This window comes from Pseudomonas sp. WS 5027 (genome assembly GCF_012985695.1).
GTDB classification, from domain to species: domain Bacteria; phylum Pseudomonadota; class Gammaproteobacteria; order Pseudomonadales; family Pseudomonadaceae; genus Aquipseudomonas; species Aquipseudomonas hygromyciniae.
In genome coordinates this window covers 131,173-157,057 of the sequence record NZ_JAAQWU010000011.1, presented here as the reverse complement: position 1 = coordinate 157,057, position 25,885 = coordinate 131,173, and the positions used below count along the sequence as shown (strand labels likewise).

Genomic DNA, 25,885 nt, shown 5'->3' with positions numbered 1-25,885 from the left:
TCCTGGCATGTGTGAATTATTGGGCATGAGTGCCAACGTACCGACCGATATCGTATTCAGCTTCACCGGGCTGATGCAGCGCGGTGGGCGCACCGGGCCGCATCGCGATGGCTGGGGCATTGCTTTCTATGAAGGCCGTGGCCTGCGCTTGTTCCAGGACCCGGCTGCCAGCAGCGAGTCTGAGGTGGCGCTGCTGGTGCAGCGTTATCCCATCAAGAGTGAAGTGGTGATTGGCCATATCCGCCAAGCCAACGTCGGCAAGGTGAGCCTGTCCAACACCCATCCGTTCGTGCGCGAACTGTGGGGGCGCAACTGGTGTTTTGCCCATAACGGCCAACTCGCCGACTTCACGCCCCAGGCCACGTTTTACCGGCCGGTGGGCGATACCGACAGCGAAGCGGCGTTCTGTGACCTGCTCAACCGTATTCGTGAGGCGTTTCCCGAGCCGGTGGATATCGAACAGGTGCTGCCGGACCTGATCGCCGCCTGCGCCGAATACCGCAGTAAAGGCGTGTTCAACTGCCTGCTCAGTGATGGTGATTGGCTGTTCTGCTACTGCTCGACCAAACTGGCACAGATCACCCGTCGCGCGCCCTTTGGCCCTGCGCGCCTGAAAGATGTCGACGTGATCGTCGACTTTCAGGCCGAAACCACGCCAAACGATGTGGTGACGGTGATTGCCACCGAACCCTTGACCGAAAACGAGACCTGGACCCGCTACGAACCGGGCCAGTGGAGCCTGTGGCGGCGCGGCGAATGCGTGCGCCAGGGTACAACCGCATAAGGACGTCGATTATGTTGCTCAGCTATCTACGCCTGGTGTTGTTTGCCATCGGCTTGTTGGTCGGGGTGCAAGTCCCGGGGTTTATCAACGATTACGCCAAGCGCGTCGAAGCCCATTTGATCGAGGCCCAGACCGGTCTGCGCGGTTTTGAAAGCACCGCGCAGCAGTTTTTCAATGGCGATTTGCAGGCATTGGTGGCGCATTACCGCGCCAGTGAGGATCCGGTGTTCCGCAGCGATGCCAACAGCCTTGGTACCTTGCTCGATCGCCAGGTCGCGCTAGACAAGCAATTCCAGGCCATGCAGGGGCCGTGGTACATCCGCGCCTTGCAGGTGGCAGTGGCCGCCGACCCGGATATCCGCAAGGAAACCTGGAATGGCTACAGCTACCAGATTCTCCTGACACCCGAAGCCATGGGCTGGGGCCTGGGCGGGGCGATGCTGTTGTCGTTCGGCCTGGAATGCCTGTTCCGCTTGATCGACTGGGTGGTACTGGGTGGCAAGCGTCTGCGCCAGAGCCGCCCGATTGAAGAGCGGGACCTCAAGGGTTTGTAAATCCAAATGTGGAATGGGGCTAGTGTAGGCACTGGCTTGCACCCTTGTGGCGAGCGGGCTTGCCCCGCGCTGGGCTGCGTAGCAGCCCCAATAAGCCCGCCGCGTTTCTTCAGATAAACCGCAATGGCCGGGTTTAGGGCTGCTTCGCAGCCCAGCGCGGGCGATGCGGCGTTCCGACAAGCCCGCTCGCCACAACAGCCCTATCTGCTTGGATTTACGCGTTGCGGCAAAAATGCTGCGGTTCACAGGTAAGCCAGCTCCCGCCGGTTCAATCGGGTTTCTTCAGCGAGGGTAGGTGGCTGAGCACCATGCGCTCTTCACCCACGTCCTCGGCATACCGCGCCACGACGCTCTGGCACAACGCAACAATCTCCTCCACCAACTCCACGCCCACCCGCCACGACACCACCACCTGTAGGTTCGGCAAGCGCTGCGCCATCGGCAGCATGACCAATTCGCCCCGCGCCAACTCTTCGCTGACCAGCACCGGCGGCAACGCGCCGATACCGAAGCCGTCGCGTAGCAAGCGGGTGATGGCCGACACCGAGTTCACACAGTTCATGCGCGGCGCCGCCACGCCATGGGCCTGCATCAGGCTCAACACGTCCTGGTGCGGGTGGGAGTTTTTCGAATAGGTGATGATCCGCTCCTGGGCCAGCTCGGCGAGGGAGGCGTAGTCGCGGTTGTAGATGGAATGGTTGGCGACGATCCAGCCCATGGGGTGGCTGGCCAGCTCCAGGCTGCGCACCGATTCCTGGCGTAGCAGGTCGGTTTGCAGGATCAGATCGAGAAAGCCTTTTTGCAGCTGATCGCAGAGGTTCAGTGCGGTATCGGCGACCAACTCGATTTCCACCAGGGGGAAGTGGTTCATCAGTTCGGTCACCAACGGGCTGAGCCAGGTATGGATCACCGTGTCCATCGCGCCGATGCGGATGCGTCCGACCTTGCTGCTGGTGGTTTCCAGCGACTGCTTGAGCCCCTGCATGGTGACCATCATCTGCTCGGCATAATCGAGCACCTTCATCCCATCCGGGGTCAGGCTCACACCTCGCGAGTCCCGCAGGAACAGTTTCACCCCCAGCTCGCTTTCCAGTACCGCAATGCGGCTGGAGATCGAGGCCTGGGTGGTGAACAGCTTCTCTGCGGTCAGCCGGAAGCTCTTGAGCCGGGCTACCCAGACGAAGGTTTCGAGGAACTTCAAATTCATGGGATCAACTTTTTCTTATGCATGGATCGGTTTTTATTAGTTGGACGCAACAGGGGCTGCGCGCCAAAAATCGGGCTGTCTCACGATAAGCGTCGTCGGGGCTCAGGACAACATCGTTGCGGGATCTTGGTAAAAGATCCCACACTACAAAAAAATAAAGCCTACAGGAGTCCTCACCGTGAGCCGCCTGCTATTGAATTGCGACATCGGCGAAAGTTTTGGCGCCTGGACCATGGGTCTGGATGCCGAGGTCATGCCATTTATCGATTGCGCCAACATTGCCTGCGGCTTCCATGCCGGCGACCCAGGCATCATGCGCAAGACCGTCGCCCTGGCATTGCAGCATGGCGTGCAGATCGGTGCGCACCCGGCCTATCAGGACCTGGCAGGCTTTGGCCGCCGCTCCATGGCGTATGCGCCTGAGGAAATCCAGGACCTGCTGCATTACCAGATCGGAGCCCTCGACGGTATCTGCCGGGCCCAGGGTGGTCGGGTCAGCTACGTCAAGCCCCATGGCGCGATGTACAACGACATGATGGCCAAGCCTGCACAGCTGCGCGCGGTGATCCAGGCCGTGGCGGCGTACGACGCCAGCCTGCCGTTGATGCTCATGGCCACCCGTGACAACCGCGCCGCCCAGGCACTGGGTGATGAGTATGGCGTGACCCTGTGGTTCGAAGCCTTTGCCGACCGCGCCTACGACAACGCCGGGCACCTGGTCTCGCGCCAGTTGCCGGGCGCGGTGCATCACGATGCGCAGGTCATCCTCCAGCAGGCCCTGACCATTGCCCGTGGTGAAACCCTGGTCGCCAGCGATGGCAGCCCCTTGCTGTTGCAGGCCGACACCCTCTGTGTGCATGGCGATAACGCCAGTTCGGTGGCAGCGGTGCAGCGCATTCGCCAGGCGTTGACGCCACCATGAAGCCACGGATTGAAGTAGTCGCCATTGATTGCCTGATGGTGCGCCTGTTTGATGTGATCGCCGAAGACAACATGCCCTGGATGCTTGCCGCCACGCGCCGGCTGCGCGAGGGTTTTGGCGTGGCGCTGGTGGACCTGGTGCCTTCCTACACGACCTTGATGGTGCATTACGACCTGCTGGCGCTGAATCCCACACAGGCCCGGGAGTTGATCGATCAGGCGCTTACCGACCTGCAGCCACAGGCCCAGGGCAGCGGGCACTGTCACGTGTTGCCGGTGTGGTACGACCTGAGCGTCGGCCCTGAACTGACCTTGCTCGCCCAGCGCAGCGGGCTTGCGGTCAGCGAGGTGATTCGCCACCACAGCCAGCATCAATACCAGGTCTTCGCCCTCGGTTTTGCCCCCGGTTTTGCCTTTATGGGCCTGGTGGAAGAACAGCTCGCCGCGCCACGCCTGAACACCCCGCGCAAACGCGTGGCGCCGGGCAGCGTCGGCATCGCCGAGCGGCAGACCGCAGCCTATCCAGTGGAGTCCCCTGGGGGCTGGAACCTGATCGGCCGCACCCCGGCCAAACTGTTCGACCGCGAGCGCGATGGCTACAGCCTCATGCAGCCAGGCGACAGTGTGCGTTTCGAAGCCATCGGCCGCGCTGAATTTATCAACCTGGGTGGCGATGACACGCCCTTGGAGGCCCAGGCATGAGCCGCTTGTTGATCGAGGCCAGCACCGCGCTGTGCCTGTTGCAGGACGCCGGGCGTTTTGGTGTGCGGCATTTGGGCGTGACCCAGGGCGGCGCGCTGGATTGGGTATCGATGTCCTGGGCCAACTGGCTGCTGGGCAACCCGCTGGATGCGCCGGTGGTGGAAATCACCCTGGGCGGTTTTACCGTGCTGGCTGAGGACTATTGTGTGCTGGCCCTGGCGGGCGCGGACCTGGGAGCGTTTATCGACGAGCGCGCCATCAGCCCGGGCCGCAGTTTCATTCTGCAAAAAGGCCAGCGTTTGCGCTTCACCCAACCACGCCGTGGTGCGCGGGCTTACCTGGCGGCGCCGGGAGGTTTTGATGCGCCCAAGGTGCTGGGCAGTTGTGCCAGCGTCGGACGCGAGGCCTTGGGCGGATTGGACGGGTTTGGCCGGGCCCTGGCTGAAGGCGCTACGCTTGCCTATTGCGGCACGAGCAGTCATTTGCGTGAGTTGCCTGTGGAGCAATTGCACCCAGCGTCGCCCCTGGACGTGATTCTCGGTGCGCAGATCGGCCAGTTCAGCGGCCAGAGCCTGTTCGATGCGTTTAACACCGAATGGGCCCTGGACAGCCGCGCCGATCGCATGGGCATGCGCTTGCTGGGCACGCCGCTGGCGTATCAGGGAGCGTCGCTGATCTCCGAAGGCATCCCATTGGGCGCGATCCAGGTACCGCCGGATGGGCAGCCGATTGTGTTGCTCAATGACCGCCAGACCATTGGCGGCTATCCGCGATTGGGCGCGTTGACGCCGTTGTCATTGGCGCGCCTGGCGCAATGCCTGCCGGGGGAGAAAGTGCGGTTGGCGCCGGTGATGCAGGAGACGGCGCATCGCGAGCATCTCAAGTATTTGCAGCGATTTGCGACGCCCTAGAGAACACTGCAAAACCAAATGTGGGAGCGGGCTTGCTCGCGATAGCAGTGGGTCAGTCACTGTTGTACTGACTGATACACCGCTATCGCGAGCAAGCCCGCTCCCACATTTGGATCTGCATCCAGGCAGAAAATGATTTATTTGGAAAGAAAACGCATCCCTTCTTCCAACCCGCGCAAGGTCAGCGGATACATCTGGTCCTCAATCAAATCCCGCACGATGTTGGTCGATGAGGTATAGCCCCAGGTATCTTTCGGATACGGGTTAATCCAGATCAGCTTCTTGTACTTCTCCATGAACCGCTGCATCCACACGTACCCCGGCTCTTCGTTCCAGTGCTCCACGCTGCCACCGGCCTGGGTGATTTCGTAAGGTGCCATGGCCGCGTCGCCGATAAAGATCACCTTGTAGTCGGCGCCGTACTTGTGCAGCAGGTCCTGGGTGGAGGTGCGCTCGGAAGTGCGGCGCATGTTGTTCTTCCACACGGATTCATAAATGAAGTTGTGGAAGTAGAAGTACTCCAGGTGCTTGAACTCGGTCTTGCAGGCCGAAAACAGCTCCTCGCAGGTCTTGACGTGGGCATCCATCGATCCGCCGATGTCGAACAGCAACAGCAACTTGACCGTGTTGCGTCGCTCCGGACGCATCTGGATATTCAGCAGGCCGGCGTCGCGGGCGGTGTGGTCGATGGTGCCGTCGATATCCAGCTCTTCGGCCGCACCCTGGCGCGCGAATTTGCGCAGGCGGCGCAGGGCCACCTTGATATTGCGGGTGCCCAGTTCTACCGAATCATCGAGGTTCTTGTACTCGCGTTGGTCCCAGACCTTGACCGCCTTGCCTTGGCGCTTGCCGGCATCGCCCACGCGAATGCCCTCGGGGTTGAAGCCGCCGGAGCCGAACGGGCTGGTGCCGCCGGTACCAATCCATTTGTTGCCGCCGGCGTGGCGTTCCTTTTGTTCTTCCAGGCGTTTTTTGAACTCTTCGATCAGCTTGTCCAGGCCGCCCAAAGATTGGATCTGCGCGCGCTCTTCATCGCTCAGCGAACGCTCGAACTCCTTGCGCAGCCAGTCTTCGGGAATCAGCGCCTGCAAGTGATCGTCGAGTTTTTCCAGGCCGTTGAAGTAGGCGCCGAAGGCACGATCGAACTTGTCGAAATGGCGCTCGTCCTTCACCAGGATCGCCCGGGACAAGTAATAGAACTCGTCCATGTCGGCGAAGGTCACCCGTTGTTTCAGGGCGTTGATCAGGTCCAGCAGTTCACGCACCGAGACCGGCACCTTGGCTGCACGCATTTCATTGAACAGGTTGAGCAGCATGGCAAAAGCCCTTATCGATTGCCGCGACGGCTCATGAACGCCAGGCGCTCAAGCAGTTGCACATCCTGCTCGTTTTTCACCAGGGCGCCGGCCAGTGGCGGGATGGCCTTGGTCGGATCACGCTCGCGCAGTACCGCTTCGCCGATATTGTCGGCCATCAGCAGCTTGAGCCAGTCCACCAGTTCGGAGGTGGAGGGTTTTTTCTTCAGGCCCGGCACCTTGCGCACGTCGAAGAACACATCCAGCGCTTCGCTGACCAGGTCTTTCTTGATGTCTGGGTAGTGCACGTCGACGATTTTCTGCAGGGTGGTGCGGTCGGGGAAGGCGATGTAGTGGAAGAAGCAGCGACGCAGGAACGCGTCGGGCAGCTCTTTCTCGTTGTTGGAGGTAATGATGATGATCGGGCGCTTCTTGGCCTTGATGGTCTCGTCGATTTCGTAGACGTAGAACTCCATCTTGTCGAGTTCTTGCAGCAGGTCGTTGGGGAATTCGATATCGGCTTTGTCGATCTCGTCGATCAGCAGGATCACCCGCTCTTCGGACTCGAAAGCCTCCCACAGCTTGCCCTTCTTGAGGTAGTTGCGCACGTCATGGACCTTGTCCACGCCCAACTGCGAATCGCGCAGGCGGCTGACCGCATCGTATTCATACAGGCCCTGGTGCGCCTTGGTGGTGGACTTGATGTGCCAGGTAATCAAGCGGGCCCCGAACGATTCGGCCAGTTGTTCGGCGAGCATGGTCTTACCGGTGCCCGGCTCGCCCTTGACCAGCAGCGGGCGCTCCAATGTGATGGCAGCGTTGACCGCCAGTTTCAGGTCATCGGTGGCAACGTAGGCCTGGGTGCCTTCGAACTTCATTTCTCAATCCTCGAACATGACGCCGGTAGTCAGCATGCCTGCGACTATAGCGCGCAGCCCCGGTGAGTGTGAACGCAGACGGGTTATTCAGTCTCTGAATGACCAGTCACACCAGGGTCAATTCGCGCTGGGCTTGGGTTGTTCGTAGCGGGCATTGAACGCCTGGACAAAACCATTGCGCAAAATCTGCAAAAACGCCTGGAACGCGCTGATATCTTGCTGGTGCACGCTGCCACTGAGCTCGACCCGTGTTGCGAACTGGTTTTTGCTCTGGTTCTTCAACACGGTTTCGCTGGCGCCGACCACGGCTTCCCAGATCGAGCGGAAAATCCCCTTGTCCTTGTTCTCCACATCCTGCTGCCAGTCGAAGACTTCCACGTCCCGCAGCAGTGGCTTGATATAACCGGTCAGTTGGGCTTTTTCGGCCTGGGCCTCGATGACCACGTCGCCGGTGCCGGCATTGAAGTCGAATTTGCCATAGGCCGAGGCGAAGTCGTTCATGCGCTTGAGCTGGATATCACGGGCGCGAAAGCGGAACTCGAAGTCTTCGAAATTGCTCAGCGGGTCGAAGGTCGCGCTGGATTCCAGCGGCGCATGCCCCAGCAACAGGGCCTTGCCGTCGAAGCGGGCATCGCGCTTGCCTTCGACGTCCACCACATTGGTCAGGTTATAGAGGCTGGCGTTGACCTGGGTGGCGCCGATATTGACCGGCGGCTTTGAATTGAAGTTGTGGAAGGCGATCTTGCCGTCGTCGATGCGCACTTCGTTGAGGGTAATGGGCAGCAGTTTGCCCAGCTGTGCCCGCCAGTCCGTGCCGCGACCGGTCTGGGACGCCTGTTTGTTGGGGCCGCCGTCGACGAAGTTGAGTTCTGGCTTGACGAACTGCACTTCGGCCACCACCGCATGGTCGTACCATAAGGAATGCCAGCTGACCGACAGATCGATCACCGGGGCCTTGACGAACGGTACGGGCACCTTGCCATCGACTTTGACGATCTGCAGGCCATTGATCCGGTACGCGCCGCGCCACAGCGCCAGGTCCACATCAGTCACCTGGCCACGGTAGTCGCCCATATCGGCGAGTTTGTCGTTGAGGTAGTTGCGCACCAGGTAGGGCAGGGCGATATCCAGTGCCACCAGCACGACCACCAGCCCGGCGACCGTCCATATCGGCCAACTGTAGCGACGCTTCATAGGTTTTCCTCCCTGTGTATAGGCGGTTGACTACGCAGGCAGCGGCAACGTTCCTCGACTGGACGCCTTGGAGTACGAGGCATACCCTTGTTGCCTTCTTGAAACCGCGTAAAGGACCCCGCCATGAGCCGCATTTTTGCAGATAACGCGCACTCCATCGGTAACACGCCCCTGGTTCAGATCAACCGCATCGCGCCCCGTGGCGTGACCATCCTGGCGAAGATCGAAGGGCGTAACCCTGGGTATTCGGTGAAGTGCCGGATCGGCGCGAACATGATCTGGGACGCGGAAAGCAGCGGCAAACTCAAGCGCGGCATGACCATCGTCGAGCCGACTTCAGGTAACACCGGGATTGGCCTGGCCTTTGTCGCCGCTGCCCGTGGCTACAAGTTGTTGCTGACCATGCCCGCGTCTATGAGCATCGAGCGACGCAAGGTGCTCAAGGCCCTGGGCGCCGAACTGGTGTTGACCGAGCCGGCTAAGGGCATGAAAGGCGCCATCGAAAAGGCCGGCGAAATCCTCGCCAGTGACCCGGCGACCTACTTTATGCCGGCCCAGTTCGACAACCCGGCCAACCCGGCCATCCATGAGAAAACCACTGGCCCGGAAATCTGGAACGACACCGATGGCGCCGTGGATGTACTGGTGGCGGGTGTGGGGACGGGTGGGACCATCACCGGTGTGTCGCGCTACATCAAGAACACCGCGGGCAAACCGATCCTCTCGGTGGCCGTGGAGCCCATCAGCTCGCCGGTGATTACCCAGGCGTTGGCCGGTGAGGAAATCAAGCCCAGCCCCCATAAGATCCAGGGCATCGGTGCAGGGTTTGTGCCGAAGAACCTCGACTTGTCGATGGTCGACCGGGTGGAGTTGGTCAGTGACGAGGAGTCCAAGGCCATGGCCCGGCGCTTGATGCAGGAAGAAGGCATCCTGTGCGGGATTTCCTGTGGTGCGGCGATGGCCGTGGCCGTGCGCCTGGCCGAGAAACCGGAAATGCAGGGCAAGACCATCGTGGTGATCCTGCCGGACTCCGGCGAGCGTTACCTGTCGAGCATGCTGTTCAGCGATCTGTTCACCGACCAGGAAAACCAGGCCTGACCCTGTAGGAGCGAGGCTTGCTCGCGAAGACCCTGAGGGCGGCACGTCTAACCAGAAGGCACGCGTACCGTTTTCATTCTTCGCCTGAATGCCCCTTGCAGACACGCTCGCTCCTATAGAAATCGGGTTGATCCAAATCAGCCCGGTTTGATGCCCTTTATGCATAATTGTTTGCTCGCCGCGCACCCCTTAAAACGTATTGTTGGATAACGCGGGTTTTTCCTCCGGCCTGGAGTGTTTATCATGGCCGGCTGCTATGTCGGGTTTCCCGCTGCCGGGAGGCTATTTCCAGGAGTTGCTGCATGACCTTTTCTTTGGCCGCCAAGCTGTCGGTGCTGCTGTTGTTTATCGGCAGTACGCTTTACGTGCATTTGCGCGGCAAGGCGCGTTTGCCGGTGCTGCGCCAGTTCGTCAACCATTCGGCGCTGTTCGCCCCGTATAACGCCTTGATGTACATCTTTTCGGCTGTGCCGTCCAAGCCTTACCTGGACCGCAGCAAGTTCCCGGAACTGGACGTGCTCAAGGACAACTGGGAAGTGATCCGCGACGAGGCCATGCATCTGTTCGACGAAGGCTATATCCGCGCCGCCGAGAAGAACAACGATGCCGGTTTCGGCTCGTTCTTCAAGAAGGGCTGGAAGCGCTTCTACCTCAAGTGGTACGACAAACCGCTGCCATCGGCCGAGTTGCTGTGCCCTAAAACCGTGGCCCTGGTCAGCAGCATCCCCAACGTCAAGGGCGCCATGTTTGCCCTGTTGCCGGGCGGCAGCCACCTCAATCCCCATCGCGACCCGTTTGCCGGGTCCCTACGCTATCACTTGGGGTTGTCGACGCCCAACTCCGACGACTGCCGTATTTTCGTCGATGGCCAGATCTACGCCTGGCGCGATGGCGAAGATGTGATGTTCGACGAAACCTACGTGCACTGGGTGAAGAACGAAACCGAGAAGACCCGGGTGATTCTGTTCTGCGATATCGAGCGCCCCCTGAGCAACCGATTGATGACCCGCATCAACCGCTGGGTCAGTGCCCAGTTGGGCCGTGCGACTGCGCCACAGAACCTGGACGACGAGCGCGTGGGCGGGATCAACCAGGCCTATGCGTGGAGCAAGAGCTTCAGCGATCGCTTCAGTGGTGTGGTCAAGCAGTGGAAACGCAAGCACCCCAAAGCTTATCGCGTCATGCGGCCGGTATTGGCGGCGGTGGTGGTGGGGGCGTTGGTGTATTGGTTGTTTGGCTGATGGGTTCAAAAAAACCGCTCGTATGAGCGGTTTTTTTATGACTTTTATTTTTCCGGGTGACCCGCCAAAAGGCTTGGTTCTTCAACGTTGCCGGTCATAGCCGCGTTGAGAAAACGGCGCTGATTGGCAGTCAGCACAGTGCTTTTAGGTTCCTGGCCGGCCTTGGACGACGCTTTTCGGGCGACGGGTTTTTTAATAAATTCTCCCATGCAGCCTCCACGATTGATCATTAATTGAACATGTTTGAGATGCTATTCGTTCTCTACCGCTATCACAAGCCTGCCCCGTGAATCGAAGTCAAAGCCCAGGTTTTGATAGAGGGGAATAGCCCCGGGTGCGGGCTCCTGAATTTCTATCCATTGGCTGCCAATCATTCTCGCGTAATGGTCGATGGCAATCATCGTCAGTGATGCTATGCGGCTTTTCAAAGGGTGGGATTTTCCAGGTCTTCCCTCCAGGCGGATGACCTTGATCCGCAATCGGCTTTGATTGGGATTGGCAAAGCACAGCCCACAGAGCACCTCGTCGTACCAGAGGGACAAATCGAACGCCATCGGTTCACGGCTTTTCCATGTCGCAACCTCGTCCCATGAGAAGTGAGAGTCTTCTGCCCAGTCCTGATAGGCAGCCAATGCTTGGCTGTCGATCAATTCAAAACGGACATGGGTCAAGTCGATCTCTGCGCCTTGGGCGTCGGTGTGTTTCAGGTTTTTGTACCACTGTTGAGTCGATGCATTCGCAAGGCGTAAAGCTTTGGATCGGTAGAGCTGGTAGCGCAAGGAGTCGCGTGTTTTTGGCATTGGCGGTCATGAGTCGAAAGCCTCCTGAAGAGGAGTACGTTGGTTTTTCCCAAGGCTAGAGGTGGTTTTTCAACTTGTCCTTACTGGCCTTTTGGCAAAGCCATTGCAAAGCGTGTCACCGGCTGGTTATAGTCGTCGCCAGGTGTTTCACAGCACCTTTAATCCCTTCAAAAAAGATCAGCCCATGCCTGCTTCCCCACGCATAGCGGTAGTCGATTCAGCGGTCAACGCTGCGGTCGTGCCGTGCGGGAATCAGCAGCCTGTGCAGATCAGTCATTACCCCCCACCTGTCAGTAGCACGCCGGTGTACGCAGTCGTATCACCGCCGGGCGTCGGCATTTCGGGCTGATCAGCAGATCGCTGTTGCCCGTTGCCCGCCTGTACCGAACCTACTGAATTTCAGCCTTGGCTGAGTTGGCTTTTTGCCTGACTACAGGTGTTCATCATGTCTGTGCTTTCGAAACAATCCGTGGCCGCGGCGGCCTCGACGAGTCTGTTTGTCCTGCTGTGGAGCAGCGGGGCGATTTTCTCCAAGTTGGGCCTGGCCCATGCATCACCCTTTGCCTTCCTGTTGATCCGCTTTGCCATTGCCCTGGCGGGCCTGGTGGTGCTGGTACCGATCCTCAAGCTGCGGTTGCCGCGTCCGGGCAAACCACTGTGGTATGCGGTGGCCACCGGGCTGGTGCTGCTGGGGGCCTATCAGATTTTCTATCTGTTGGCCCTGGACCTGAAGGTCACCCCCGGCGTGATGGCAACCATCATGGGGGTGCAACCGATCCTCACCGTGGTGTTGATGGAACGTCAGCGTTCATGGCGCCGGATGTTCGGCCTGGCGCTGGGGTTGGCGGGTCTGGTCATGGTGGTGTACCAGGGCATCGGCCTGGCCGGCATGTCCCTGGCCGGCATGCTGTTTGGCTTGTTGGCGCTGGCAAGCATGACCCTGGGCTCGATCATGCAGAAGCGCATTACCGACAACCCGTTGGGCACATTGCCAGTGCAGTACCTGGCAGGCTTGTCGTTGTGTGCGGTGTTCGTGCCGTTCCAACCCTTTCATTTCGAGCACAGCAGTCGCTTTTACCTGCCTGTGCTGTGGATGGGGCTGGTGGTGTCACTGTTGGCGACGCTGCTGCTGTACCGCCTGATCGCCCGGGGCAACCTGGTGAATGTCACCAGCCTGTTCTACCTGGTACCGGCAGTGACTGCGGTGATGGACTACCTGATCTTTGGCAATCGGCTGGCGCTGCTGAGTGTGCTGGGGATGGGCTTGATCATCATCGGCTTGGTGTTCGTCTTCCGTAAAGCCTGATACCCCGTGTAGGCGCCGGCTTGCCGGCGCCTACACGGTTTTGATCAGTTTCCCTGGGCGTAGCACCAGCCACAGCGCCCCCGCGATCAACATCCCGCCATATAGATGGGCCATGGACAGCGGCTCATCCAGCAACAACGCGCCCCATAACACGCCGAAGGGCGGAATCATGAAGGTGACGGTCATCGACTTTACCGGCCCGATGGATGTCAGCAAGCGGAAGTACAGGATGTAGGCAAACGCCGTGCAGAGCAGTCCCAGGCCCAGCAACGACAACCACACATTCCAGCCACCCCAACTGGCGGGCGGATGGCTGATGGCGCTCCAGCCAAACCATGGCAATAGAAACAACGTGGCACCGAGCATGCTGCCCAAGGCCGAAAGGCGGCTGTCCAGGCCTCCCTGTTGATCCAGCCAGCGGCGCGCCAGGAAGCCGGCGAAGCCGTAGCAGGTGGTCGCCAGCAGGCAGGCGAGGGCGCCCATCAGCAGTTCCAGGTCAAAGGCCACCGGCCCGGCTCGCGTGAGAATACCCACGCCGAACAGGCCCAGGCACACCCCGGCGATCTTCGAGGGGGTCAGCCGTTCATGGAAGAACAGCCCGCCGATCAACACGCCCATCAAGGGCGTGGTGGCGTTGAAAATGGCCGAGTAACCCGCCGGCAAGACCTGGGCCGCCACCGAATACATGGTCGCGGGGATCCCAGAGTTGATCACCCCCAGCAGCAGGACCGTCTTGAATTTGCCCTGGAAGTCCCAGCGCACCCTCAGCATCGCCAGGATCACCAGCAACCCGGCGGCGGCAATTGACACCCGGAAAAATGCTGTAGGAATCGTGCCGATTTCGGGGGCGATAATCCGCATGAACAGAAAGCTCGCGCCCCAGATGGCGGCCAGTACCAGCAGGTACAGGGTGTCGACAGGTCTCACGGACAACTCCTTTTTTATCAGGGCGAGAGTGTTGCCCAGGGACCTGCCTGACACAATCTTTTACGTATCAACTACACAATAAACCGCGTCACCAAACCATTGAGGTCCACTGCCAGGCGCGATAGCTCTTGGCTGGCGGCCGAGGTCTGGGTCGCACCGGCAGCGGTCTGGGTCGACAGGTCGCGGATGTTCACCAGGCTACGATCCACCTCCCGGGCCACCGACGCCTGTTGCTCGGCGGCGCTGGCGATCACCAGGTTGCGCTGGCTGATCTGCGAAATGGCGGCGGTGATTTTTTCCAGGGCGCTGCCTGCGCTGTTGGCCCGTTGCAATGTCTGGCTGGCGTGCTCGGCGCTGCTGGTGAGCGCGCCGACCGTGTCCTGAGTGCCTTGCTGGATACCGGTGATCATCTGCTCGATTTCTTCGGTGGAGTCCTGGGTCCGTTGGGCCAGGGAGCGGACCTCGTCGGCCACCACCGCAAAGCCCCGCCCGGCCTCGCCGGCGCGGGCGGCTTCAATGGCAGCGTTAAGCGCCAGCAGGTTGGTCTGCCCGGCAATCCCGCGTATCACTTCCAGTACTTTGCTGATGTCTTGCGCCTGCAACGCCAGGCCCTCGGCCTTGCCCGAGGCGTCGAGCACCTCGTTGACCAGGCTCTGGATCGAGCTGATGGTTTCGCTGATCTGATAATGCCCGTGCTTGCTGTCTTCATCGGACGCCTGGGACGCTTCGGCGCTGGAGACCGCATTGCCCGCCACCTCATCCACCGCCGCGCTCATTTGCGTGACGGCGGTGGCGGCCTGCTCGATTTCATCGTTCTGGGCTTGCAGGCCGCGAGTGCTTTGCTCCATCACCGAACTCATCTCTTCGGCCGCCGAGGCCAATTGCTGGGCGGATTCACTGATGCCGCGAATGGTTGCCTGCAACTGCTCCTGCATGCTGGCCAGGGCGCCCAGCAACTGCGCCGGTTCGTCCTTGCCCTGCACCTGGATCGGCTGGCTCAGGTCGCCGGCGGCAATCGTGCGTGCCGCGCGCAACGCCTGCTCCAGGGGCGTGGTGATACTACGGGTCAACAGCCAGGCCAGCAGCAACGTCGCGATCAGGGCAATCACGATGATTGCGCCGACGATCCACTGTGCGTTTTGGTACATCTGCGCTGCAGATTGCGCTGCCTCTTCCACGCCTTGCTGGTTGAAGTCGATCAAAGCGCCCAGGCTCTGGTTGAGGATCACGCCCTGGGGCGTCAACTTGTCGGTAAGCAGGGTCAGGGCCTGCATCTGGTGGTCCTGGTCCACTAGTTGGATCAATTGGTCGACGATGGTCATATAGCCCGACACGGTGGCCTTGAGCTGGTCGAGTAGCTGGCGCTCCTGATCATTGCTCAGCAGGGCCAGGTGCTTGTCCAGGCGTTCCTGCAACTGGCCGCGCTCCTTGCTGATCAAGCCTTTGCTGCGCTCGCGCACGGCCGACTCATCGGTGGTCAACAAGCGCAGCGCCTCCAGGCGGATCACCGCGACGTTGGCGGCGCTGTCGTGGATGTTCTCGATGCTCGGCATCCAGGCCGTCTCAATGATGGCGGCACTTTCGCGCAGCTTGGCCATCTGCCCCAGGCCAAACAACCCGACCAGCACCAGCAGGCTGGCCAAAACCGCAAAACTCAGACTGGCACGCAGGCCGATCCCTATATTCCTCAATGACATCTCAATGCTCCTTGGGCGATTTAAATCTGTTCCCGAGCCGGTCTTTTGACCTTGTTATCAGGGAAAAAGGCGGGCTGTATAGCAAAGTGACATCATTGAGGTAATCAGGGTTTCCCTTACGTTGGATCCAAACGGCTACAAGGCCGCAAAACCCACGCCGGCATGGGTTGCTCCCTCCTTTGGCGCCAGCGCCCGGCTTTTGCGGCCTTCAGATGAATCGATTAATCAGCGCGACGTGACTTTTTGGGTGTTTTATTGACCGGATGGTCGAATTAAAAAATCGTAAAAATTGTTTGCGGTGCACCCATCCGCGTGGCGTCGCCTGGCAAAAATTGTACTTCTCCTGCTCGCGGACTCTGGCTAATCTCAGGGCTTCCGAACGCCCGCAGAGGTCTCCGACATGCCGCAGCAAACGCCTGCCATCGACACCGCGCAGTCCATCGCACAGACGATCCTCGATGGCTTCGACGATTACCGTGAGCATTTTCGCCAGATCACCGACGGCGCCCGCGAGCGCTTCGAGAAGGCGCAGTGGCAAGAGGCGCAAACCGCCTCGGCGGCGCGGATCAATCTGTATGAAGAAAAGGTCGGTGAAGTCACCACACGCCTGCGGGCAGCCTTCGACGAAGGCGCGTTGCTGGATATCAAGTCCTGGCCACTGGTCAAGAGCGCCTATATCAGCCTGATCGACCTGCGCTTTGACGATGAACTGTCCGAGACCTGGTACAACTCGATCTTTTGCGGGCTGTTCAGCCACGACCTGATCAGCGACGGCTGCATGTTCATCCATACCACCCGCCCGAGCCTGCGTCGCGCCCGCGCCGCGCAAACCCGGACCTACAAGCCCCAGGGCCAACTGGCGGGCATGCTCGAGCAGATTTTCAGCGACTACCGCTTCAGCGAGCCCTACGCCGATCTGGCCGCCGACCTGCAGCGCCTCGAAGCGCAACTGCGCGAGAGCCTGCCGGATTGGGTCTGCAAGGACCCGGACCTCAACGTCGAGTTGTTTTCTTCGGTGCTCTATCGCAACAAGGGCGCGTACCTGGTGGGCCGCCTCTATACCCGCGATGAACAGTGGCCGCTGGTGATCCCGCTGTTGCACCGCGAAGGGCAGGGGATTCGCATCGACGCGCTGATTACCGACGAAGCCGATGTGTCGATCATCTTCTCGTTCACCCGCTCCTATTTCATGGTGGATGTGCCGGTACCGGCGGAATTCATCGGCTTTCTCAAACGCATCCTGCCGGGCAAGCACATCGCCGAGCTGTACACCTCCATCGGCTTCTACAAACACGGCAAGTCGGAGTTCTACCGGGCGTTGATCAACCACCTGGCCAGCACCGACGACCAGTTCATCATGGCCCCGGGCGTGCGTGGGATGGTCATGAGCGTGTTCACCCTGCCGGGGTTCAACACGGTATTCAAAATCATCAAGGACCGCTTCTCGCCGTCGAAAAACGTCAACCGTGCGACGGTGATCGAGAAGTACCGCCTGGTCAAAAGTGTCGACCGGGTCGGGCGCATGGCCGATACCCAGGAGTTCGCCGACTTCCGTTTCCCCTTGAGCAAATTCGAGCCGCAATGCCTGGCCGAATTGCTGGAAGTGGCTGCGGGCACGGTCGAGGTGGAAGGTGACACGGTGCTGATTCGCCACTGCTGGACCGAACGGCGCATGACCCCGCTCAACCTCTATCTGGAAAACGCCAACGAGGCCCAGGTGCGCGAAGCCCTCGAAGATTACGGCCTGGCAATCAAACAACTGGCGGCGGCGAACATCTTTCCCGGCGACATGCTGCTGAAGAACTTTGGCGTCACCCGCCATGGTCGCGTGGTGTTCTACGACTATGACGAGATCTGCTTCCTCACCGAAGCCAACTTCCGCCATATCCCGGCGCCGCGTACCCCGGAAGATGAAATGGCCTCCGAACCCTGGTATTCCATCGGCCCCCTGGACGTGTTCCCCGAGGAATTTCCGCCGTTCCTGTTTGCCGATGCCGGGCAACGGCGCTTGTTCGATGAGTTGCACGGTGAGCTGTACAACGCCGACTACTGGAAAGGCCTGCAAGAGGCGATTCGGGCGGGCAAAGTGATTGATGTGTTCCCGTATCGGCGCAAGGGCCTGGATAACGAATAGGGGCTAAACCCTGGGGGAGCTGTCGAACCCCGGCGAGGCTGCAATAGCGGTGGGTCAGGCAACATGGATGCTGGCAGTGCCGCCGTCATCGCAGCCTCGCTGGGGCTCGACAGCTCCTACAGGTGATTTACGCAGCCTTTAACGTTGTGTGCGCTTTTCTGCCACAATTGCCGGCCGTGCATAAATAGACGACCTGCAAAGTACCTGATGACTGACCAAGCGCCTGCTATCGACCAACTCCTGAAAAACCTCGATCACGCCATGCTCGCCGACCGCCACCGCTTGCGCCGGCAGTTGCTTGAGCTGCGCAAGAAGCCCGATGAGGAGAAGCTGGCGCAGTGGGTGGCGCGCATGCAGGCGTCCTGTGCCCAGGTCACGGCGCGTGCTGCCAGCGTGCCGCAGGTTCGTTATGACGACAGCCTGCCCATCGCCGCCAAGCGCGATGAAATCAAGGCTGCGCTGCAAAAGCACCAGGTGCTGATCATCGCGGGCGAGACCGGTTCGGGTAAAACCACGCAGTTGCCGAAGATCTGCCTGGAAATCGGTCGCGGCCAGTACGGCTTGATCGGCCATACCCAGCCCCGGCGTATCGCTGCGCGGAGTGTGGCGAGCCGGGTCGCGGAAGAATTGGCCACGCCGCTGGGAGCATTGGTCGGCTATCAGGTGCGGTTCGAGGACCAGAGCGACTCCAACACCCTGATCAAGCTGATGACCGACGGCATCCTGCTGGCCGAGACCCAGAACGACCGCTACCTCGAGCGCTACGACACGATCATCGTCGACGAAGCCCACGAGCGCAGCCTGAACATCGACTTCCTGCTCGGCTATCTGAAGACCCTGCTGCCACGTCGCCCGGACCTCAAAGTCATCATCACGTCGGCCACCATCGATCTGGAGCGCTTCTCCAAGCACTTCGACGATGCGCCGATTGTCGAGGTCTCGGGGCGTACGTTCCCGGTGGAAACCTGGTACCGCCCACTGACCCTGGAACAGGACGAAGAGGGCAACCGCGTCGAAGACGACTTGACCGTGGACCAGGCGATCCTCGCCACCCTCGATGAAATCGCCGCCTTTGAGCGCAGCGAGCGCAAGAGTCCGGGGGATGTGCTGGTGTTCCTGCCCGGTGAGCGCGAGATCCGCGATGCCGCCGATATGCTGCGCAAGGCCCAGCTCAAGCACACGGAAATCCTGCCGTTGTACGCGCGCTTGTCGCCGGCTGAACAGCAGCGCATTTTCCAGTCCCATCCGGGGCGGCGCGTGGTGCTGGCGACCAACGTCGCAGAAACCTCGCTGACCGTGCCGGGCATCCGCTATGTGATCGACAGTGGCACCGCACGCATCAGCCGCTACAGCTACCGCGCCAAGGTCCAGCGCCTGCCGATCGAGGCGATTTCCCAGGCCAGCGCCAACCAGCGTAAAGGCCGTTGCGGTCGAGTCGAGCCGGGCATTTGCGTGCGTCTGTACAGCGAAGAAGATTTTATCGGGCGTCCGGAATTTACCGATCCGGAAATCCTGCGTACCAACCTGGCGGCAGTGATCCTGCAGATGCTGCACCTGCGCCTGGGCGAAATCACCGACTTCCCGTTTATCGAGCCACCAGATGGCAAGGCCATCAGCGACGGCTTCAACCTGCTGCAGGAACTCTCTGCGGTGGACCGCAACAGCCAACTGACGCCCCTGGGCCGGCAACTGGCGCGCCTGCCGGTGGACCCGCGCATGGGCCGCATGTTGCTGGAAGCGGCCAAGCTCGGCAGTTTGCAGGAAGTGCTGATCGTCGCCAGTGCCATGTCGATCCAGGACCCGCGCGAGCGCCCACCGGAGCGCCAGCAAGCGGCCGACCAGGCCCACGCGCAATGGAAGGATCCCGATTCGGACTTCGCCGGGTTGGTCAACCTGTGGCGCGGCTTTGAAGAGCAGCGCCAAGAATTGACCGCCAGCCCGTTGCGCAACTGGTGTCGCAAGAATTTTCTCAATTACCTGCGCTTGCGCGAGTGGCGTGATTCCCACCGCCAGTTGAGCCTGATCTGCCGTGACATGCAGTTGACGGTCAACAAGGAGCCGGCGGATTTCCCGAAACTGCACAAGGCGGTGTTGTCCGGCCTGCTGAGCCAGATCGGCCAGAAGACCGAAGATGGCGACTATCTGGGGGCCCGTCAGCGGCGCTTCTGGATTCACCCGTCATCGGGGATCGGCAAGAAGCGCCCTCAATGGTTGATGACCGCCGAGCTGGTGGAAACCACCAAGCTGTATGCGCGCATGGTGGCCAAGATCGATGCCGATTGGATCGAGCCTCTGGCCGGGCATTTGATCAAGAAAAACCACTTCGAACCCCATTGGGAGAAGAAGCGCGGCCAGGTCGTGGCCTTCGAGCAGATCACCCTGTTCGGCCTGATTGTGGTGGGGCGTCGGCCAGTGCATTACGGCCCGGTGGACCCGGTGGTGTCCCGCGAGCTGTTTATCCGTGAAGGCCTGGTGCGTGGTGAGATCCAGTCCCGGGCCAAGTGCCTGGCCGCCAACCAGCAGTTGCTGGAGCAACTGGACGAACTGGAAGCCAAGGCCCGGCGCCGCGATATCCTGGCTGACGAAGAAACCCTATACGCCTTCTATGACGCACGCCTGCCAGCGGAGATCCACCAGACGGCGACCTTCGACAGTTGGTACAAGATCACCAGCCAGAAAGATCCGCAGCTGTTGATCATGCGCGAAGAAGACGTGCTGGCGCGCGAAGCCAGTGAAGTCACCGCTGCCCATTACCCGGACACCTTGCACCTGGGCGACCTGGCCCTGGCCTTGAGTTATCACTTCGAACCCAATCATCCGCGTGACGGCGTGACCTTGCGGGTGCCCGCCCCATTGTTGCCGGCCTTGCCCGCCGAGCGCCTGGAGTGGCTGGTGCCGGGGCTGATCGAGGCCAAGTGCATTGCCCTGGTGCGCAACCTGCCCAAGGCCCTGCGCAAGAACTTCGTGCCGGTGCCGGACTTCGTCAAGGCTGCGCTGCAACGTATCGAATTTGCCCAGGGCTCGCTGCCCCAGGCGCTGGGGCGTGAACTGTTGCGCATGACCGGTGCGCGAGTCAGCGACGAAGCCTGGAGCGAAGCCGCGCAGCAGGTGGAAAACCATCTGAAAATGAACCTGGAAGTGGTTGACGCCCAGGGCAAGTTCCTCGGCGAGGGCCGCGATCTGGCAGCGCTGACTGCGCGCTTTGTCGAAGCCAGCCAGGCCGCCCTGGCGGTGCCGCAGACTGCCAAAAGCCAGCTGCCGGTGGAAGCCAAGGTCTTCGCCGCCGTGGCCGAGACCACCCAGCAAAAGATTGCCGGGCTGTCGATGACGGTGTATCCGGCGTTGGTGGAGGAAAACGGTACGGTCAAGGAAGGGCGTTTCTCCACCGCCGCCGAAGCCGAATTCCAGCATCGCCGGGCCTTGCAGCGGCTGTTGATGCAGCAACTGGCCGAGCCGGCAAAATTCCTGCGCGGCAAGTTGCCCGGTCTTACCGAGCTGGGGCTGATGTACCGCGAGCTGGGGCGTATCGACGCCCTGGTGGAAGATATTCTGTTGGCCAGCCTCGACAGCTGCGTGCTGGAAGGCGAGGCCAGTCTGCCCCGGGATGGCGCGGGCCTGGCAGCCCTGGCCGAGCGCAAGCGTGGTAGCTGGACCGAGCACGCCGAACGCTTGGCGCGCCTGACCCTGGAAGTATTGAAACTGTGGCACGGCCTGCAAAAGCGCTTCAAGGGCAAGATCGATCTGGCCCAGGCCGTGGCACTCAACGATATCAAGCAGCAACTGAGCAACCTGGTGTACCCAGGCTTTGTGCGCGAAACCCCTGCGCAATGGTTCAAGGAACTGCCGCGCTATCTCAAGGCCATCGAGCTACGCCTGGAAAAACTGCCCAGCCAGGTGCAGAAGGATCGGGTCTGGAGCGGTGAGTTGAGCGGCCTGTGGAGCCAGTACCAGACGCGCCTGAACAAGCACGCCCAGGAAGGCAAGCGCGATCCGCAGCTGGAGCTTTACCGCTGGTGGCTGGAGGAATACCGGGTGTCGTTGTTTGCCCAGCAGTTGGGCACCAAGGCACCGATTTCCGACAAGCGCTTGAGCAAACAGTGGAGCCAGGTCGAGCCTTGACCTGCAATACCGGGGGCAGGTGCACGCGTGACAGGCGCCAAACCCCCCGGTTTATGGCAAACTTCGCCGCTATAAATGCCAGGATCGTCTAGATTGGCTGTATCAGCCTCGACGCGCCGGGACAAAGCGTTTCCCCGTTTGATGTCCGCACGGCGGACTAGAGCGACTTACGGTTTGGTACGAAGGTACCAATCCCTTCTGCCTGAACAGATTTAGAGGAACGACCGTGCATAACGTCGTCATCAGCGGCACAGGCCTGTACACCCCGGCCAACAGCATCTCCAACGAAGAGCTGGTGCAGTCTTTCAATGCTTACGTTCAACAGTTCAATGCCGACAACGCCGTGGCTATCGAGCAGGGTGACGTTCAGGCGTTGACCGAATCCAGCGCCGCCTTTATCGAAAAGGCTTCGGGCATCAAGAGCCGGTTTGTCATGGACAAGGAAGGCATTCTTGACCCCACGCGCATGACCCCGCGCTTGCCCGAGCGCTCCAACGACGAGTGGTCGATCCTCTGCCAGATGGCCGTGGGCGCCGCCGAGCAAGCCCTGCAGCGTGCCGGCAAGACCGCCGCCGATATCGACGGGGTGATCGTTGCCTGCTCCAACCTGCAGCGGGCTTATCCGGCCATCGCCATCGAAGTCCAGGAAGCCCTGGGCATCCAAGGGTTCGGTTTTGACATGAACGTGGCCTGTTCTTCGGCGACCTTCGGCATTCAGAACGCCTGCAACAGCATCCAACTGGGCCAGGCCCGGGCGATCCTGATGGTCAACCCGGAGATCTGCACCGGCCACCTGAATTTCCGTGACCGCGACAGCCACTTCATCTTTGGCGATGCGGCGACCGCCGTGATTCTGGAGCGTGCCGACCTGGCCACTTCCGAGCACCAATTCGACGTTGTCAGCACCAAGTTGTTGACCAAGTTCTCCAATACCATCCGCAACAACTTCGGCTTTCTCAACCGCGCTGCGGAAGAGGGCATTGGGGCGCCAGATAAACTTTTCGTGCAGGAAGGCCGCAAAGTCTTCCGCGATGTCTGCCCGATGGTTGCCGAGTTGATCGGCCAGCATCTGGTTGAAAACCAGTTGAGCGTGACCGACGTGAAGCGCTTCTGGCTGCACCAGGCCAACCTGAGCATGAACCACCTGATCGTCAAGAAACTGCTGGGCCGTGAAGCCGAGATTGAAGAAGCACCGGTGATCCTCGATACCTACGCCAACACCAGCTCGGCGGGCTCGGTGATCGCATTCCACACCTACCAGGACGACCTGCCCAAGGGCGCGCTGGCGGTACTCAGCTCGTTTGGCGCCGGGTATTCGATTGGCAGCGTGATCCTGCGCAAGCGCTGATTGAGGACTGTTGTGCAGAGGGGCTTGTCGTGGCAATGAGGGGCTTATTGTGGCGAGGGGGCTTGTCCCCCGCTGGGCTGCGCAGCAGCCCCAAAACCAGCCCCTCGGTCTGCCTGACACTGCACAGTGGGTTTTATTGGGGCTGCTGCGCAGCCCAGCGGGGGACAAGCCCCCTCGCCACAACGGCTCCCCTCAACACAGTGAGATTCTGAATGGCAGCAGCCGACGACGCGCACCTGCTTGAACGCCTGCTCAAGGGCGAGCAGCGGGCCTATAAGGAATTAGTCACCCAGTATCAGAGCGCCATGCGTGCGGTGGCCTACGCCATCGTTGGCCAGCGCCATGCCGACGAAGTGGTCCAGGACGCCTGGCTCTCGGTGGTGCGCAGCCTTGCCCGGTTTGAAGGGCGCTCCAGCCTCAAGACCTGGCTGCTGACCATCACCGCCAACTCGGCCAAGGGGCGCTACAAGCAGAACCGTCGGGAAGTGTTGCTCGACGACTTGCCGTCGCCCCACGGGACCATTGGTGATGAGCGCTTTGCTGCTGGCGACGAGCATTGGTTGATCGCGCCCTTTGCCTGGCACCAGGACACCCCCGAGGCGCTGCTCACCGAAAACGAGTTACGTGAATGCCTGGAACACACGCTGCTCAGTCTTTCCGAGCTGCAAAGCAGCGTGCTGTTGCTGCGCGAGCGCCAGGGCCTGGAGTTGGAGGAGATTTGTAATCTTCTGGAAATCTCGCTCTCCAATGTGCGAGTACTGCTGCATCGGGCGCGGCTAAAAGTCTTCGCTACGGTGGAGCATTTCGAGGAAACCGGTGAATGTTGACCTGCAAAGAACAAGTGGCGCGTTCCAGCGATTATCTCGATGGGCAACTGACCTTTCGTGAGCGCCTGCTGATGCGCCATCACCTGATGTTCTGCGCCAATTGCCGGCGCTTCATTCGCCAGATGCGGCTGATGCAAGCCACGTTGCACATCCTGCCCGAACCCGAGGTGCCGGATGCCGAAGGGTTGGCCGAACGCCTGGCCGCGGAGCGTAAACGCAACTCCTGACCCAGAGCCTTCTACGGCACTCCATGCCCGCAACGTCGCCGTCGCGGGCTTTTTTGTGTCGGCGAAAAGCTCTGCGCGGAAAAACATTGCAGGTTTGTAAGTTTTTTTCACCTTTTTTTCACCTGACATTTCTCGTACTTTTTCCGCTCAAGCCCACGGCGGCTATAGCTTTGCGCTTATTCCCAGTGGTTGTAAGAAAGTTCCCTTGTAATAAAATATTTATCTTCTAGCAACTTGCCTGAAATATCCCCTCGCCAAGATCCCCTCCCAACACCAGCGGGGCAGAACCCGTGTGTTTTCCAACGCAAAAGACCACCAATTAGGGGAATTCTTCGATGATCCGTAAGCACTTCGCCGGTTTCGCGGCCAGCGCCCTGGCCCTGGCCGTTACCGCCCAGGCTTTCGCTGGTACTGTCACTACTGACGGCGCCGATATCGTTGTCAAAACCAAGGGCGGCCTTGAGGTTGCTACTACCGACCAGAACTTCAGCTTCAAGCTGGGTGGTCGCCTGCAAGCCGATTACGGCTCATTTGACGGCTTCTACACCAAGAACGGTGACTCGGGCGACGCCGCTTACTTCCGTCGCGCCTTCCTGGAACTGGGTGGCACCGTCTACAAGGATTTCAAATACCAGCTCAACTACGACTTCTCCCACAACTCGGGTAACTCCGACGACGGTTACTTCGACGAAGCGTCCATGTCCTATGTGGGCTTCAAGCCGGTAACCATTCGCGTCGGTCGTTTTGACCCGGATTTCGGTCTGGAAAAAGCCACCAGCTCCAAGTGGATCACCGCCATGGAGCGTAACTCGGCTTACGAGGTTGCGGACTGGGTCAACACCCACGAAAACGGCATGGGCATCCAGGTCAGCGGCACTGCGGCTGACATGTTCTACGGCTCGGCCAGCCTGGCCTCCAAGGACATCAACGACGAAGACGGCAAGGGCGTGAAGCAATTCAACGGCCGTATCGTGTTGGCACCGATGAACAAAGGCGGCGACGTCCTGCACTTCGGCTTGAACGTGGCAGCACGTGACCTGAACGATGCAGCCTTCGACTCGCGGATTCGTCCTCGTCTCGGCGCTCGTGGCGTGGCCACCACCGGTGGTAACGATGCCGGCTCCAACGGCAACCGCGCTACCTTCGGCGGCGGTGTGGGCTTGAACGCCAGCAACCTGACCGCAGTCGGCGCCTATGACACCGACACCGTGTTCGGTGGTGAGTTTGCCTTCGCAACCGGCCCATTCTCGGTACAGGCTGAAGCCCTGAGCCGCAAGATGAAAGCTGACAGCAATGCCTACCAGGACGTGAAAACCAGCGGTTTCTACGGCCAACTGGCGTACACCCTGACCGGCGAGTCCCGTGCCTACAAGCTTGACGGCGGCAAGTTCGACGCGATCAAGCCCGAGAACAAGCAATTCGGTGCCTGGGAAGTGTTCTACCGCTACGACAACATCAAGGTTGACGACAAGAACATCGTCGTCAGCAGCGCTACCCGCGAAACCGGCGACGCCAAGGCCAACGTGAACACCCTGGGTGTGAACTGGTACGCCAACGAAGCGGTCAAGCTGTCGCTGAACTACAGCAAGGTCAGCACCGACAAGATCACCAACGCCAATGGCGATGACAGCGGTGATTCCATCGTCGGTCGTGTGCAGTACGTGTTCTAAGCAACGGTAATACCGCTCCACCGCGCTCTTTCTTCATCCGTTAAA

Annotated in this window: 22 protein-coding genes; 14 read left to right on the top strand and 8 right to left on the bottom strand. The window is 60.4% G+C overall.

The genetic code is table 11. From position 1 onward, the window contains the following. Positions 1-7 precede the first annotated feature (7 nt). Together HBO09_RS15335 and HBO09_RS15330 are read left to right on the top strand one after the other, a co-directional pair. Complete coding sequence (locus HBO09_RS15335; RefSeq protein WP_029292340.1) at positions 8-784, top strand: class II glutamine amidotransferase; 777 nt, start codon at positions 8-10, stop codon at positions 782-784. A gap of 11 nt (positions 785-795) precedes the next feature. Beyond that, positions 796-1,338 (top strand): DUF2937 family protein, encoded by a 543-nt coding sequence (locus HBO09_RS15330; RefSeq protein ID WP_029292341.1) that lies wholly within the window; start codon positions 796-798, stop codon positions 1,336-1,338. Between the two features lie 268 nt (positions 1,339-1,606). Here HBO09_RS15330 and HBO09_RS15325 read toward each other — a convergent pair whose 3' ends face one another. Further along, the gene (locus tag HBO09_RS15325; RefSeq protein ID WP_169993458.1) at positions 1,607-2,545 is read right to left on the bottom strand and encodes a LysR family transcriptional regulator; all 939 of its coding nucleotides are present in this window, start codon (positions 2,543-2,545) and stop codon (positions 1,607-1,609) included. 178 nt (positions 2,546-2,723) lie between these two features. On the opposite strand from HBO09_RS15325, the gene HBO09_RS15320 reads away from it, so the two are divergent. Genes HBO09_RS15320 through HBO09_RS15310 form a run of 3 tightly spaced genes read left to right on the top strand, consistent with a single transcriptional unit; the run spans position 2,724 to position 5,079 of the window. Then, the gene (locus tag HBO09_RS15320; protein WP_169993456.1) at positions 2,724-3,467 is read left to right on the top strand and encodes a 5-oxoprolinase subunit PxpA; all 744 of its coding nucleotides are present in this window, start codon (positions 2,724-2,726) and stop codon (positions 3,465-3,467) included. Further along, the gene (locus HBO09_RS15315) at positions 3,464-4,168 is read left to right on the top strand and encodes an allophanate hydrolase subunit 1 (protein WP_169993454.1); all 705 of its coding nucleotides are present in this window, start codon (positions 3,464-3,466) and stop codon (positions 4,166-4,168) included. The genes HBO09_RS15320 and HBO09_RS15315 overlap by 4 nt, the downstream gene beginning before the upstream one ends. Next, positions 4,165-5,079 (top strand): biotin-dependent carboxyltransferase family protein, encoded by a 915-nt coding sequence (locus HBO09_RS15310; RefSeq protein ID WP_169993452.1) that lies wholly within the window; start codon positions 4,165-4,167, stop codon positions 5,077-5,079. The genes HBO09_RS15315 and HBO09_RS15310 overlap by 4 nt, the downstream gene beginning before the upstream one ends. 137 nt (positions 5,080-5,216) lie before the next feature. On the opposite strand, the gene HBO09_RS15305 is transcribed toward HBO09_RS15310, so the two are convergent. The 3 genes from HBO09_RS15305 to HBO09_RS15295 form a co-directional block, all read right to left on the bottom strand. After that, positions 5,217-6,395, bottom strand: coding sequence for a VWA domain-containing protein (locus HBO09_RS15305; RefSeq protein ID WP_057441266.1), 1,179 nt, complete (start codon positions 6,393-6,395; stop codon positions 5,217-5,219). Between the two features lie 11 nt (positions 6,396-6,406). After that, a complete protein-coding gene (locus tag HBO09_RS15300) occupies positions 6,407-7,252 on the bottom strand; it encodes a MoxR family ATPase (protein ID WP_003189627.1) in 846 nt (281 codons plus the stop codon). Between the two features lie 117 nt (positions 7,253-7,369). Beyond that, positions 7,370-8,446: a DUF748 domain-containing protein gene (locus tag HBO09_RS15295; protein ID WP_169993450.1), complete on the bottom strand. Its 1,077-nt coding sequence runs from the start codon at positions 8,444-8,446 to the stop codon at positions 7,370-7,372. Positions 8,447-8,569: 123 nt separating this feature from the next. Here HBO09_RS15295 and cysK point away from each other — a divergent pair, with 123 nt between their 5' ends. Further along, the gene (gene cysK, locus HBO09_RS15290; RefSeq protein WP_169993448.1) at positions 8,570-9,544 is read left to right on the top strand and encodes a cysteine synthase A; all 975 of its coding nucleotides are present in this window, start codon (positions 8,570-8,572) and stop codon (positions 9,542-9,544) included. A gap of 302 nt (positions 9,545-9,846) precedes the next feature. Then, the gene (locus HBO09_RS15285) at positions 9,847-10,785 is read left to right on the top strand and encodes an aspartyl/asparaginyl beta-hydroxylase domain-containing protein (protein WP_029292350.1); all 939 of its coding nucleotides are present in this window, start codon (positions 9,847-9,849) and stop codon (positions 10,783-10,785) included. A 44-nt stretch (positions 10,786-10,829) separates the two neighbouring features. On the opposite strand, the gene HBO09_RS15280 is transcribed toward HBO09_RS15285, so the two are convergent. Together HBO09_RS15280 and HBO09_RS15275 are read right to left on the bottom strand one after the other, a co-directional pair. Further along, complete coding sequence (locus HBO09_RS15280) at positions 10,830-10,994, bottom strand: hypothetical protein (RefSeq protein WP_169993446.1); 165 nt, start codon at positions 10,992-10,994, stop codon at positions 10,830-10,832. A 42-nt stretch (positions 10,995-11,036) separates the two neighbouring features. Next, positions 11,037-11,585 (bottom strand): hypothetical protein, encoded by a 549-nt coding sequence (locus HBO09_RS15275; RefSeq protein WP_169993444.1) that lies wholly within the window; start codon positions 11,583-11,585, stop codon positions 11,037-11,039. Positions 11,586-12,030: 445 nt separating this feature from the next. Here HBO09_RS15275 and HBO09_RS15270 point away from each other — a divergent pair, with 445 nt between their 5' ends. Further along, a complete protein-coding gene (locus HBO09_RS15270) occupies positions 12,031-12,891 on the top strand; it encodes a DMT family transporter (protein ID WP_169993442.1) in 861 nt (286 codons plus the stop codon). Positions 12,892-12,921: 30 nt separating this feature from the next. On the opposite strand, the gene HBO09_RS15265 is transcribed toward HBO09_RS15270, so the two are convergent. Next, on the bottom strand, positions 12,922-13,818 hold the full coding sequence (locus tag HBO09_RS15265) for a DMT family transporter (RefSeq protein ID WP_169993440.1): 897 nt from the start codon (positions 13,816-13,818) through the stop codon (positions 12,922-12,924). A 71-nt stretch (positions 13,819-13,889) separates the two neighbouring features. Next, positions 13,890-15,515 (bottom strand): methyl-accepting chemotaxis protein, encoded by a 1,626-nt coding sequence (locus HBO09_RS15260; RefSeq protein ID WP_169993438.1) that lies wholly within the window; start codon positions 15,513-15,515, stop codon positions 13,890-13,892. A 400-nt stretch (positions 15,516-15,915) separates the two neighbouring features. Here HBO09_RS15260 and aceK point away from each other — a divergent pair, with 400 nt between their 5' ends. From aceK to HBO09_RS15230, 6 genes are all read left to right on the top strand, one after another. Then, the gene (gene aceK, locus HBO09_RS15255; protein WP_169993436.1) at positions 15,916-17,649 is read left to right on the top strand and encodes a bifunctional isocitrate dehydrogenase kinase/phosphatase; all 1,734 of its coding nucleotides are present in this window, start codon (positions 15,916-15,918) and stop codon (positions 17,647-17,649) included. Between the two features lie 207 nt (positions 17,650-17,856). Further along, a complete protein-coding gene (hrpA, locus tag HBO09_RS15250; protein ID WP_169993434.1) occupies positions 17,857-21,768 on the top strand; it encodes an ATP-dependent RNA helicase HrpA in 3,912 nt (1,303 codons plus the stop codon). A 226-nt stretch (positions 21,769-21,994) separates the two neighbouring features. Beyond that, complete coding sequence (locus tag HBO09_RS15245) at positions 21,995-23,116, top strand: beta-ketoacyl-ACP synthase III (protein WP_029292357.1); 1,122 nt, start codon at positions 21,995-21,997, stop codon at positions 23,114-23,116. Positions 23,117-23,328: 212 nt separating this feature from the next. Beyond that, positions 23,329-23,943, top strand: coding sequence for an RNA polymerase sigma factor (locus tag HBO09_RS15240; RefSeq protein ID WP_169993432.1), 615 nt, complete (start codon positions 23,329-23,331; stop codon positions 23,941-23,943). Next, the gene (locus tag HBO09_RS15235) at positions 23,937-24,170 is read left to right on the top strand and encodes a zf-HC2 domain-containing protein (RefSeq protein WP_169993430.1); all 234 of its coding nucleotides are present in this window, start codon (positions 23,937-23,939) and stop codon (positions 24,168-24,170) included. The genes HBO09_RS15240 and HBO09_RS15235 overlap by 7 nt, the downstream gene beginning before the upstream one ends. A gap of 335 nt (positions 24,171-24,505) precedes the next feature. Beyond that, positions 24,506-25,840 (top strand): OprO/OprP family phosphate-selective porin, encoded by a 1,335-nt coding sequence (locus HBO09_RS15230; RefSeq protein ID WP_169993428.1) that lies wholly within the window; start codon positions 24,506-24,508, stop codon positions 25,838-25,840. The last annotated feature ends 45 nt before the right edge of the window (positions 25,841-25,885 follow it).